Origin of the sequence: Sphingomonas eleionomae, from assembly GCF_049889035.1 — a bacterium.
In the GTDB taxonomy this organism is placed as follows: domain Bacteria; phylum Pseudomonadota; class Alphaproteobacteria; order Sphingomonadales; family Sphingomonadaceae; genus Sphingomonas.
In genome coordinates, this window is the sequence record NZ_JBLTWP010000001.1 from 598173 (window position 1) to 610181 (window position 12009).

The 12009-nt window shown below is 63.5% G+C and carries 10 protein-coding genes; 3 read left to right on the forward strand and 7 right to left on the reverse strand.

Annotated features, from left to right (window positions below; all coding sequences use genetic code 11):
- Positions 1-4: 4 nt before the first annotated feature.
- The 7 genes from galA to cyoA are packed head-to-tail and all read right to left on the reverse strand — an operon-like array spanning position 5 to position 8660.
- Entirely contained in the window at positions 5-2890 is a 2886-nt protein-coding gene (gene galA / locus ACNI3Q_RS02725) for a beta-galactosidase GalA (RefSeq protein WP_426273891.1), read from the reverse strand.
- A complete protein-coding gene (locus tag ACNI3Q_RS02730) occupies positions 2887-3654 on the reverse strand; it encodes a copper homeostasis protein CutC (protein ID WP_426273892.1) in 768 nt (255 codons plus the stop codon). Before ACNI3Q_RS02730 ends, galA begins: the two co-directional genes overlap by 4 nt.
- A 21-nt stretch (positions 3655-3675) precedes the next feature.
- Positions 3676-4404, reverse strand: coding sequence for an SURF1 family protein (locus tag ACNI3Q_RS02735; RefSeq protein ID WP_426273893.1), 729 nt, complete (start codon positions 4402-4404; stop codon positions 3676-3678).
- Positions 4401-4808 carry a cytochrome o ubiquinol oxidase subunit IV gene (gene cyoD, locus ACNI3Q_RS02740; RefSeq protein ID WP_426273894.1) on the reverse strand — a complete coding sequence of 136 codons (408 nt, stop codon included), beginning with the start codon at positions 4806-4808 and terminating at the stop codon, positions 4401-4403. Before cyoD ends, ACNI3Q_RS02735 begins: the two co-directional genes overlap by 4 nt.
- The gene (gene cyoC / locus ACNI3Q_RS02745) at positions 4805-5434 is read right to left on the reverse strand and encodes a cytochrome o ubiquinol oxidase subunit III (RefSeq protein ID WP_260019433.1); all 630 of its coding nucleotides are present in this window, start codon (positions 5432-5434) and stop codon (positions 4805-4807) included. Before cyoC ends, cyoD begins: the two co-directional genes overlap by 4 nt.
- A gap of 5 nt (positions 5435-5439) precedes the next feature.
- Positions 5440-7449, reverse strand: a complete 2010-nt coding sequence (cyoB, locus tag ACNI3Q_RS02750) for a cytochrome o ubiquinol oxidase subunit I (RefSeq protein WP_426273895.1) — start codon at positions 7447-7449, stop codon at positions 5440-5442.
- A gap of 14 nt (positions 7450-7463) precedes the next feature.
- Positions 7464-8660, reverse strand: coding sequence for a ubiquinol oxidase subunit II (cyoA, locus tag ACNI3Q_RS02755; protein ID WP_426273896.1), 1197 nt, complete (start codon positions 8658-8660; stop codon positions 7464-7466).
- A gap of 155 nt (positions 8661-8815) precedes the next feature.
- On the opposite strand from cyoA, the gene ACNI3Q_RS02760 reads away from it, so the two are divergent.
- The 3 genes from ACNI3Q_RS02760 (at position 8816) to ACNI3Q_RS02770 (ending at position 11944) form a co-directional block, all read left to right on the forward strand.
- Positions 8816-10138: an MFS transporter gene (locus ACNI3Q_RS02760; RefSeq protein WP_260019436.1), complete on the forward strand. Its 1323-nt coding sequence runs from the start codon at positions 8816-8818 to the stop codon at positions 10136-10138.
- 9 nt (positions 10139-10147) lie between these two features.
- The gene (locus ACNI3Q_RS02765) at positions 10148-10345 is read left to right on the forward strand and encodes a hypothetical protein (RefSeq protein WP_426273897.1); all 198 of its coding nucleotides are present in this window, start codon (positions 10148-10150) and stop codon (positions 10343-10345) included.
- Positions 10346-10669: 324 nt separating this feature from the next.
- Positions 10670-11944: a tyrosine-type recombinase/integrase gene (locus tag ACNI3Q_RS02770; protein WP_426273898.1), complete on the forward strand. Its 1275-nt coding sequence runs from the start codon at positions 10670-10672 to the stop codon at positions 11942-11944.
- Positions 11945-12009: the final 65 nt, after the last annotated feature.

Consider the following 12009-nt stretch of genomic DNA (forward strand, 5'->3'; position numbering starts at 1 on the left):
CGGATCATTCTGCGGAAAGGGATACCCGTCCGGTAATGCCGGACGGGGTACCGGGGACTGACTGGACCAGCACCGACAGGAACCGGGCGCCCGGCGGAATGGTCAATTCGGCCGGCCCGTCCGCCCGGCCAGTTCGTTCAGCCACCAGCACGCCATCGGCATAAAAGCGTGCGTTGCCCTCAACAGCGGCGATGCGGACGACCCCGCCCCGCTCCCTGATCCGGCGGCGAAACGGCAGCTCTGCCCGGTAGACGCGCCATTGCGGGGTGGGGTCGGGCGGGGAGGGTGTGCCGCTGTTCACGAACGCCCACAGATTGTTGTCACCATCCGCCGGGCGCGATGCGGGGTCCGGCATCGCGTCTGTTGCCGGCGACCGTCGCCAGTTGCGGATGCTGATCACGGACGGCTGCACGGGGACGAATGGGCGCGGTTCGCTGGCGATGCGGGGCAGGGTAAGGGTTGCCGGACGCAGCCCGTCTGCGCTTGCCTTCAGGACGATGCGGCCTGCGCCCTCGTCTGCCAGCAGTATTGCCTGAGCCAGGCCGTTGAACAGGGACCGTCGATTGCCCTTTTCCGGCTCATGCGAATTGGGGTCGCCATTGCCAAGGCCGATGATCGACGCGCCATTCAGCGACAGGTCGACCATCCGGTTTTCGGTGAGCACATGGTTGCCATCGACATCCACGGCATCAATGGTGACGGGCATTGCGTCCTCACCATCCCCGCGCACCCGCGTCCGTGCAGGGGTCAGGCGCAGGGCAACCGCCGGTCCGGCGGTGCGGTGGACGGACCGCGCCACCACGCGGCCGCCGCGTAGCCCCTGAACCTCCAGCGTGCCGGGGGCATAGGGCACCGTAAAACTGTTCCCCATGATCCGGTCGCACGCAGCCTCTCCCACGATCCGGCGGTTCACGATGACGCGGACGCGATCCGCATTGCTGGTGACCAGCAGGTCGACGGGCTTTCCCTCTCGCCCGGGCCAGGTCCAGTGCGGGGCGACGGCGACGACCGGCTGATCGTCGATCCAGTGCGCGCGGTGAATGTCATAGGCGGTCTTGGCAAAACCGCACAGGTCGAGAATGCCGAAAAAGCTGGATATCGTCGGCCATTCGAATGGCGTCGGTTCGCCGTGATAATCGAACCCGGTCCACACAAAGCCGCCCGCCACGAAGGGGCGGGCCGCAATGGCCGCCCACGCCTTGCGATGCGTGGCGCCCCAGTCCGCGGCCTCGTCATCCATCGATGACATGACGTGTGCCGCGCGATCGGTGGCATAGGCGCCGCGCGTCATGAAGGCGCTGGTATCTTCTGAACTCGTGACCGGCAGGCGCGGATTGGCGGCGTGAAAGCCGTCATAATCGCCCTGATAATAGTTGAAGCCCATGACATCGACGACCTGGGACACGTTCACCGGATCATAAAAGGATCCGTTCATCGCCGCCGTGACGGGCCGGCTGTCGTCCAGTGCGCGCACCGCTGCCTGCATCCGGCGCACCATGGCAACGCCAGAGGCAGTGCCCTGCATCGGTTCCTCGTTGAACACCGACCACAGGATGATGCTGGGGTGATTGCGGTGCGCGCGGACCAGCCAGGTCAGCTGAGCGAGATTTTCGGGCGCGGGGTTGAACACCCGGTTTTCGTCCATCACGACAAAGCCCATGCGGTCGCACAGATGGTAGAACGCCTCTGCCTGCGCATTGTGCGAACAGCGGATGGCGTTGACGCCCATGTCCTTCATCCGCCGAAGCCGCCATTCCAGCAGCGTGTCGGGCACGGCTACCCCGGTGCCGGCATGATCCTGATGCAGGCACACGCCCTTCAGCTTGACCGGCCGGTCGTTCAGCAGAAAGCCCCGGTCGGCATCGAAACGGATGGTGCGGAACCCGATCGGGATCACGCGCCGATCCTCTCCGGCGATAATGGTGACCGTGTACAGCGTTGGCTGTTCGATCGACCAGGGCCGGATGGTGCCGGGGTTCAGGGTCAGCCGCGCTTCGGCCGTGCCAAGCGCCGGGACCTGAGCCGAGACGCTGTCGCTGACGATCAGGCCGCCATCCGGATCGCGCAATTCCACCGTCACCGTCTGACCGCCCGGCGCATCCGCCACGCTTTCCAGCGTCACGGCAACCGGCACCCGCCATTGCCCGTCGATCAGGCGGGGGTCGCAATGGACGCCGTTGGTAGCGATTGAAACGCGCGGCCGGACGGCCAGCCAGACATCGCGATAGATGCCGGCCCCTTCGTACCACCACCCCTCCATGGGCACGGCATCCGCCTTGACTACGACCTGGTTCAGGTCGTCGCCGAACCGCGCATAGGGGGTAAGGTCGACCGTAAAGCCATTATAGCCGGAAAAATTGCGGGCCGCCCGGCTGCCGTTGATCCACACCGTCGCCTCGGTCGCGACGGCACCGAACTGCAGCTCCAGCTTCTTCCCGCGCTGTGCCGGATCAAGGCGCAGCGTCCGGCGGTACCAGCCGATGCCGCGCGGGCGATATCCCTGCGACACATTAGCGGTCTGAACGAACAGCTGATGCGATGCCCAGTCATGGGGCAGCGTGACCGGCTGCCAGTCGCTGTCATCGAAGTTGATGGCCGCGGGGCCGCGCGCATTGCCAGCCTTGGCATTGCCATAGGTGTCGTTGTGACTGACGGGCGGCTGAGTGTCGATGTCCCCTTCATGAAACAGCCAGCCGCGATTGAGCAGACGGCGACCCGGATCCGTCACCGGCAGGGGCTGGGGCAGGGCATCGACCGGGGCCAGTCCGTGGAGCAGCGGTTCATCCGCAAACTTCGATCCTGATGCCCCAGAATTGCGGGCCAGGGCGGGAAGCGGCAGGCCAAGCGCGCCGGTTGAGAGCAGCAAGGTGCGGCGGCTGAGCATCGTCATCCGTCGATCGCCTTTCGAAGGTTGCGGACCGCATCCACGCTGGTGATCCGGGGCGGCCCACTGGCAAAACCAAGGGCGAGGACGCGCGGCTCCGGTGCATCGCCTTCCATGCTGGCAGAGGCATGAAGCTGCGTTGCGCCGGTTTCGGTAAGGATCCTGCGCGCATTGTCCCCCCGGATGCCGGAACCGGGCAGGATGCCGATGCGGTCGCCCGCCCGCATCACCATGCCGCGCAGCACGGGAAGGGCGTCGATCGCCCGTTCCGACCCACCCGACGTCAGGATATGATCGAAGCCCAGCCGAACAGCCACATCGACCGCCTCGACCGGATCGGGCAGCAGGTCGACCGCGCGATGCAGGGTCAGCGTCAGATCGGGCCGGACCGCGCGCGCCGTGGCAACGAAATCGGCCAGCAGACCATCGTCTAGCTTAGCACCGTCCATTGCCCCGAAAACCAAGCCATCGACCCCGGCGGCAACCAGCCCGGCGGCCTCTACCATCAAGGTCCGGCGTTCGGCGGGGGAATAGGCGAAATCGCCGCCGCGCGGGCGAACCATGGCTTGAACGCGGACCCCCTCCGCCTGCGCCAGCGGAACGACCAGCGAAGCCAGGCCGATGCTGGGCGTCAGGCCGCCAAGCGTGAGCGCACTGCACAACTCGATCCGGTCGGCACCGCCGTCAATCGCGGCCTGCGCGCCATCCAGCCCATCGACACAGATTTCCAGTTGGATCCGCGACACCATTACCCCCGATAGCGGAGTCATGCCCGCTCATTTGTCTGATCATTAATCAGCGGAGGCCGGACCGGCAACCCTTCGCAGGACCAGCCAGGCACCCCAGGTGCATCCTAGCGCAAGGGCGAACCAAGTCAGGGCGTAAACAAGGTGATTGTCGGAAAATCGAACGACCGTCAGCCCGCCGACCGGATAGCCCCCGATATTGGGACGGGCGTCGGCATCGATGAAATAAGGGGCGACATTGGCAAGTCCGCGCGCACGGGCGATTGCGGCGACGTCGCGGGAGAACCATCGGTTGGCAGCGGGATCATTGCTGCGCAGGAAGCCGCCGCCCGGCTCGGTCAGACGCAGCAGGCCGGTAATCGTGACCCGTTCATCAGGATTGCCCCTCTGCCGGGTCGTCGGGTCGCGCCGGTCGGACGGCACAAAGCCGCGATTGACGATCAGGGTAAAGCGCCCGGTTTCCAGCGGGGTCAGCACCCAATAGCCGGCACCGCGATCGGTCACGGCCTGGACCAGCGTTTCCCGCTCGTGGCGATAACGACCGGTGGCGGTCACCCGGCGATAGGCGTCGGCTGATTGGCTTAGATTGCGCCAAGTGTCCGGCCCCGGCGCGGCGACCGGTGTGGCGGCGATGCGCGCATTGACCGATGCGATTAGGGCCGCTTTCCACTGCATCCGCTGAATCTGCCATACGCCCAGCGCAACCCCGGCAATGGCGAGCAGGATCAAAAGGCCTGCCAGCCCGAAACGGGCAGTGGCGGGCCGGGCAGTCACGGCGCGGGATCCGTCGTGTCGGGCGTCATTTCCATCCCCTGCGGCATCGGCATCATGTTGCTGTTCAGATGGCTCATCACCCACAGCGACCCGGCCAGCATGATGAACACCACGATGATGGTGAACACGAGCGAGGTCAGGCTCCACCCGCCCTCTGCCTTGGGCGTCATGTGCAGGAAATAGATCATGTGAACGATGATCTGCGCCACCGCAAACAGCATGATCGTAACGGCAGTAACCGCCGGTGACAGCGCGCCGGTCATCACCAGACCAAAGGGGACAGCGGTCAGGATGACGGACAGGACAAATCCGGTCACATAATCGCGCATCGTTGCGTGCGGGATTTCGATGCCATGATGCTCGTTCGCATCATCGCCATGGACGGCAACAGGTTCAGCGCTCATCGCAGCATTCCCATCAGATAGACAAAGGTGAAGACGCCGATCCAGATCACGTCCAGAAAGTGCCAGAACAGGCTGAGGCACGCTACGCGGCGCTGATTGGCAGGATTAAGGCCGTGAACGCCCAGCTGGACGATCAGGGTCACCAGCCAGATCAGGCCAAAGGTCACGTGTAGGCCATGCGTTCCGACCAACGTGAAAAAGGCGGAAAGGAACGCGCTGCGCTGAGGCGTCGCGCCGATATGGATCAGGTGTGCGAACTCGTACAGCTCGATCGCCAGAAATGCGGCACCGAACAGGCCGGTAATCGCCAGCCAGGTCTGTGTCCCGCGCACGCGGCCAGCCTGCATCTGGATCATGGCAAAGCCATAGGTGATCGACGAAAACAGCAGCATCGCGGTGTTGAGCGCGACCAGCGGCAGATCGAACAGATCGCGGGGGGCTGGCCCGGCGGCGAAATTGCCGCCGAGGACTGCGTAGCAGGCGAACAGGATCGCAAAGATGAGGCAGTCGCTCATCAGATAGATCCAGAAGCCCAGCATCGTGCTGTGCCCTTCGGGATGCGGATGTTCGTCCAGCTCGAAATACTCGGTCCGCTCGCCGCCCGCCGGGATCGTGGTGGTGCTCATCGCCCTCAAGCCTCCAAAGCGGCAAGCTGACGGGTACGATCGCCCTCGGTCGCCGCTACTTCGCTGGCGGGGATGTGATAATCCCGCCGATAGTTGAAGGTGCGGACGATGGCCGCCCCGATGATCCCCACAAAACTGACGGCGGCAAGCCACCAGATGTGCCAGACCAGGGCAAAGCCGCACACCGCGCTGATCCCGGCGATGACGACGCCTGCACCGGTATTGGCGGGCATATGGATATCCTTGTACCCGTCGACCGGCCGTTCGACGCCAGCGGCCTTCATGTCGTACCACGCGTCCAGCCTGTGGATGCGGGGCGTGAACGCGAAGTTATAGGCCGGCGGGGGCGAGCTGGTTGCCCATTCCAGCGTCCGCCCGTTCCACGGATCGCCAGTTTCCTCGCGCAGTTCCTCACGCTTCCAGATGCTGACCGCGAACTGGATCAGCATGGCACCGATGCCGGCCGCGATCATCGCCGCGCCAATGCCGGCAATGACGAACCAGATCTGGTAGGACGGATCGTCGAACACGCGCATCCGGCGGGTGACGCCCATCAGGCCAAGGACGTAGAGCGGGGCAAAGGCAACCCAGAAACCCGGGACCCAGCACCAGAAGCTGACCTTGCCCCAGAACTGGTTCAGTTTGAAGCCGAACGCCTTGGGCCACCAGTAATTGATCGCCGCAAAGATGCCGAACAGCACGCCGCCGATGATCACATTGTGGAAGTGCGCGATCAGGAACAGCGAGTTGTGCAGCACGAAGTCGGCAGGCGGCACCGCGAGCAACACGCCGGTCATCCCGCCGACGGTGAACGTCAGCATGAAGGCGACGGTCCACATCATCGGCAGTTCGAACCGGATGCGGCCGCGGTACATGGTGAACAGCCAGTTGAAGAGCTTGGCACCCGTCGGGATCGAGATCACCATGGTGGTGATGCCGAAGAAGCTGTTGACGCTGGCGCCCGATCCCATGGTGAAGAAGTGGTGGAGCCAGACGACATAGGACAGGATCGTGATGACGACCGTCGCATAGACCATCGAGGTGTAGCCAAAGAGCTTCTTGCCCGAAAAGGTCGAGACGACTTCGCTGAACACGCCGAACAGCGGCAGGATCAGGATGTACACCTCCGGATGGCCCCAGATCCAGATGAGGTTGACATACATCATCGACGACCCGCCAAAGTCGTTCGTGAAGAAGTTGGTGCCGGCATAGCGATCCAGACCCAGCAGGGCGAGCACCGCAGTCAGCACCGGGAAGCTGGCGACGATCAGGATGTTGGCGCACAGCGAGGTCCAGGTGAACACGGGCATCTTCATCAGGCCCATGCCGGGCGCCCGCATCTTCAGGATCGTGACGATCAGGTTGATCCCGGACAATGTCGTGCCGACGCCCGCGATCTGCAGCGCCCAGATATAATAGTCGACGCCGACGCTGGGGCTGTACGAAATGCCCGACAGCGGGGGATAGGCGAGCCAGCCGGTCGCGGCGAACTCACCCACGAACAGCGACGCCATGGTCAGGCCAGCGCCCGCAGCCGTCATCCAGAAGCTGAAATTGTTCAGGAACGGAAAGCTCACGTCCCGCGCGCCGATCTGCAGCGGCACGACATAGTTCATCAGACCGGTGATGAACGGCATCGCTACGAAGAAGATCATGATGACGCCGTGCGCCGTGAAGATCTGGTCGTAATGGTGCGCGTCCAGATAGCCTTCCGATCCGTTAAAGGCCATCGCCTGTTGCAGCCGCATCATGATCGCGTCGGCAAAGCCGCGCAGGAACATGACCAGGCCGAGGATCATGTACATGATCCCGATCTTCTTGTGATCGACGGTGGTGAACCACTCCTTCCAGAGATAGCCCCACAGGCGATAGCGGGTAATCAGACCGAGCAGGCCGACGCCGCCGATGATGACGACCACCATGGTGGTCAACACGATCGGGTCGTGCGGCAGCGCATTCCATGACAGCTTGCCAAGGAGGAAGGTCGGTTCTGCGGCGGAGGTCGAAATGGTCATCTCAGCACCGTTGTTCAGGAAAGCGGAACAGGATTGATCTGGGCGGTGGCAGGACCATCGGCGGCCCCAGCGCCCGGGCGCGGCAGCCCGGCACCAATCAGCGGGGTCAGGTCGACCCGGCGGACCATTGCGGCGGCAACGCCCTTGCCCAGCATGTCGGGGTTCGTGCAAAGCTCGGCGACATAGGATTTGGTCTCCGTAGCGGCGGTGCGCTGGTCACTCGTTCCCCGCGCACGCGCCTTGTCATATTCGAGCTGGCGGACATTATAGAGGCCGGCGCGGCCCATGCCGCCCTTGGCATCGATCGCCATCATGTCGTGCATGCACATCTTGCCTGGCTCGACGCACAGGTTAACGATCCGGTCGAACAAACCGCGCTCGACCGAGGCGAACCGCATCACCGGGGCTTTCACGCTCGGCTGTTCAAGCTTCAGATATGCCGCACGGTCGAGCGACAGGCTGCTGCCGCGCGCGCCGGCGGCCCAGGCGTCGAACCCGGCCTGGTCCAGGCTCTTCACGGCAAAGCGCATGTTCGAAAAGCCTGCACCGGAATAGTTGGCGGAAAATCCGGTAAAGTTGCCGCGTTCGTTCAGGACGCCGTGCAGCTTCGTTTCCATGCCGGGCATCGCATAGATCTGACCCGCCATCGCAGGCACGTAGAAGCTGTTCATCACGGACGAGGAAGAAATGCGGAACTGCACCGGCCGATCGACCGGCAGCGCCAGTTCGTTCACGCTGGCAACGCCCAGTTCGGGATAGATGAACAGCCATTTCCAGTTGAGTGCCACCACCTGCACCTCCATCGGCGCGGTCGTCGCGGCAACGATCTTGCCCGGCGCAGTGCGGGCAAGCGGGCGATAGGGGTCGAGCAGATGGGTGCCGACCCAGGTCAGCGCGCCAAGGCAGATGATAATCATCAGCGGCGCAGCCCAGATCAGCAACTCCAGCTGCGTCGAATGGTCCCAATCGGGCTTGTACGTCGCGGCCTTGTTGCCCGCGCGATACCGCCACGCAAAGACAGCCGTCGCAGCCATGACCGGCACAATGATCAACAGCATCAGCGCCGTCGAAATCATCACCAGATTGCCCTGCTGCCTGGCGACATCGCCCGCCGGATCAAGGACGATCAGATTGCAGCCGCCGAGCAGTGGCAGGGCGAGGAGCGGAAGGATCGCGCGGGTGGAGCGCTGCAATGACGGATTCAGGGTCATGACGGTCCATCTATGCTGGTCCGGCGAACAGCGACATTGGACATTTTGTCCAATACCGCGCACGCCGATAAATCGGCAAAGCACCAAAACGGTCGTGATGCGTTATGGTTCGCAGCACCCCGGAATATTGCCAGTCAGCCCGTGGAAACCCGCTTATGACCGCCACTGCCGCCCAGACCACCGAAGCAGAGCGCGACGCCCGCGAAGTCAATACGGGCGGCCATGGCATTGCGCCCGGCGAAATCGCCATTGGCGTCATCATTGGCCGGACATCGGAGTTTTTCGACTTCTTCGTCTATGCCATCGCATCGGTGCTGGTGTTTCCGAAACTGGTGTTCCCCTATCTCGACCCGCTGTCCGGCACCTTGTGGTCGTTCGCCGTCTTTGCGCTGGCATTCATGGCGCGGCCGGTCGGCACGGCTTTCTTTACCTGGGTGGATACCGCCTATGGTCGCGGCGCCAAGCTGACCGTCGCCTTGTTCCTGCTGGGCGGATCGACTGCGGCAATCGCGTTTCTGCCGGGTCACGCGAGCATTGGCGTTGGATCGGCGCTGTTGCTGGCGCTGTTCCGCATGGGTCAGGGCGTGGCGCTGGGCGGTTCCTGGGACGGGCTCGCATCGCTGCTCGCGATCAACGCACCCGAGGATCGGCGCGGCTGGTATGCCATGATCCCGCAGCTTGGCGCGCCGCTTGGCCTGATCGTTGCCAGCCTGTTGTTCGCGTTCCTGATCGCCGCCCTGCCGGCGGAGGATTTCGTCGCCTGGGGCTGGCGCTATCCCTTCTTCGTCGCCTTTGCGATCAACGTGGTGGCGCTGTTCGCCCGGCTGCGGATCGTGGTGACGCCCGAATATGGCGAATTGTTCGAAAAGCGCACGCTTCAGCCCGCGCCGGTGATCCAGACGATCCGCACCGAATGGCGGGTGATCGTGCTAGGCGCGTTTGCGCCGCTGGCCAGCTTTGCCATGTTCCACATGGTAACCGTCTATCCGCTGAGCTGGGTGTTCCTGTTCACCAACGAATCCCCCGTCCGGTTCCTGCTGATCGAAGCGGCTGCGGCTGCGGTAGGGGTGCTGGCGATCCTGGCGTCGGGCAAGCTGGCCGACCGATATGGTCGTCGCAACGTGCTGGCCGCAACAGCCGTTGCGATCGCGGCGTTCAGCGGCTTTGCCCCGCAGCTGCTGGATGCCGGCGGCATTGGCGAGGCGGTGTTCATGTTTGCGGGGTTCATCCTGCTCGGCCTAGCATTCGGCCAGTCGTCGGGCGCCTTGTCGGCCAGCTTTACGCAAAAGCGCCGCTACACGGGGTCTGCCCTGACGTCCGATCTTGCCTGGTTGTTCGGGGCTGGTTTCGCGCCGCTGGCGGCGCTGTGGCTGTCGGCCAATTACGGGCTGATCGCGTCCGGTACGTATCTGCTGTCCGGCTCTGTCGCCACGCTGGCCGCGTTGTGGCTCAATCGCGAACTCGGCAAGCAGCAGTAAGGGGTCGGGATGTTCGTCAGCTTCGACCCCGACTGGCCTCCGCCTTACGATCCGCCGCCGCCTCCGCGCCGCCGGCCGTTGCGCCGGATCGACCGGCGACAGGAAAAGCGCCTGTTTCAGGCGGTTGCCTTCAACATTGTCCTGCTGCTGGTCGCGCCGATCGGCGGTGCGACCCTGTTTCTGGCGTTCAGCCGCCTGTTCGGCTGACTGCTGCAGGCCGCGTCAGAACAGTCATTTTACGACAAGCAGACGGACAGCGGTCGAGGCCCCGTAATGCCGACTGCGCTGCGGCAAGCCAAGGGTTCTGCCTTCGTTGCAGTATGCCCAATCGCCGGGGAGAATGGTGGACGCACTAGGGCTCGAACCTAGGACCCGCTGATTAAGAGTTGAACCAGATGGGTTCCTCAACGTCCCACGACATATTGATTTCCGAAACTTGTGTGTCATGTCGTTCCAATCAGTTTCAGGTTATTTCTGGTTAAGTGCTACCTAAGGTAGCACCCAGGGAACCTACATTTGAGAGTAAATCTGATGGTCGGGCGACCCGCGAAGCCGTCAGCCAGCGAACCGAAGAAGAGCAGCCTGCTGCTCACCGAAGCCAAAATTCGGGCGCTGCGACCGCCCAAGGCGGGGCAGGTGGAATATTGCGATACGCTGGTGCCAGGCTTGCGCGTGCGGATTGGCGTGTCGGGCGCCAAGAGCTTCGTGTTGCGCAAACGTGTCGCCGGCAAATATCGCACCATCACGCTTGGTCGCTACTCCGAACGCCTGCCGCTTGCCGAGGCGCGCAAGAAGTCGCGACAGATTTTGTCTGACGTGGAGTACAAGGCCGACCCGGTTGCAGCCTTGCCAAAGCCGCGCGTGCGCCGCGTGGACGGTTATACCGTGCGCGAGCTTTGGCCGAATTACCGCAAGGCCAAAGCGCACCTGCGAAAGATCGATGAGATCGAGCGTGTCTTTAACCGCCATATCCTGCCCGAATTTGGCGACCGCGCTGCCGACGCGATTGCGCGCAGCGAGATCACCCGGTTCATCGACAAGATCGCCGAAAAGACGCCAGTGATGGCGCGCAACGTGCTGTCCTACTTCTCAGCCTTTTACACCTGGGCACTGCCGCGTCTCGACCGACTGCCGGGCAATCCGTGCCGCGATGCTGGGCGACCGCCAAAGCCCAAGGCACGCGAGCGCGTCTTGTCCGACGGTGAGATTGGTGCGCTGTGGCATGTGCTCGATGACCAGGCCGCCCCGTTCGGCCCAGCGATCAAGCTGCTGCTGCTGACGGGGCAACGCCGCAATGAGGTGTTCGAGGCCGACCGCGCTGAGTTCGATTTCGAGCGGCGGCTGTGGACCATCCCAGCTGACCGCGCCAAGAACGGCGTTGCGCATCTGGTGCCGCTATCACCTCAGGTGTTGGATACGATTAGTGCGCTCGTGCATGACGCGCGAAGCGATAAGCTCATCCCAGCCCGCGGGAACCCGGAAGTAGGGCCGAGCGGCTTCAGCAAGGCAATGCGCCGCATTCGTGAAGCCCTGGAGGAATGGGTCGGGGAACCCGTGCCACATTGGACGCTCCATGATCTGCGCCGAACGATGGCAACCGGCCTTCAGCGGCTTGGTGTCCGGCTTGAGGTGACCGAGGCAGTATTGAACCATGTGTCCGGTTCGCGTTCCGGCATCGTCGGCGTATACCAGCGGCACAACTATTTTGAAGAGAAGCGAATAGCATTGACTGCCTGGTCGAAGGAGGTCCAACGTATCGCGCGCAAAGCGTCACCAAATTCCAACCGCCGACAGACTTCGCGATAGCGGGTTCGGTCCTGTTGTGGCTTAAGGGTAGAGCCTCAGGAGGCGGGTTCTAGGCCGATTGCGGA

Coding starts and splice junctions, on each gene's coding strand:
- ACNI3Q_RS02770 (WP_426273898.1), top strand. CDS start 10,670: ATGGTCGGGCGACCCGCGAAGCCGTCAGCCAGCGAACCGAAGAAGAGC.
- galA (WP_426273891.1), bottom strand. CDS start 2,890: ATGACGATGCTCAGCCGCCGCACCTTGCTGCTCTCAACCGGCGCGCTT.
- ACNI3Q_RS02730 (WP_426273892.1), bottom strand. CDS start 3,654: ATGACTCCGCTATCGGGGGTAATGGTGTCGCGGATCCAACTGGAAATC.
- cyoB (WP_426273895.1), bottom strand. CDS start 7,449: ATGACCATTTCGACCTCCGCCGCAGAACCGACCTTCCTCCTTGGCAAG.
- cyoC (WP_260019433.1), bottom strand. CDS start 5,434: ATGAGCACCACCACGATCCCGGCGGGCGGCGAGCGGACCGAGTATTTC.
- cyoD (WP_426273894.1), bottom strand. CDS start 4,808: ATGAGCGCTGAACCTGTTGCCGTCCATGGCGATGATGCGAACGAGCAT.
- ACNI3Q_RS02760 (WP_260019436.1), top strand. CDS start 8,816: ATGACCGCCACTGCCGCCCAGACCACCGAAGCAGAGCGCGACGCCCGC.
- ACNI3Q_RS02765 (WP_426273897.1), top strand. CDS start 10,148: ATGTTCGTCAGCTTCGACCCCGACTGGCCTCCGCCTTACGATCCGCCG.
- cyoA (WP_426273896.1), bottom strand. CDS start 8,660: ATGACCCTGAATCCGTCATTGCAGCGCTCCACCCGCGCGATCCTTCCG.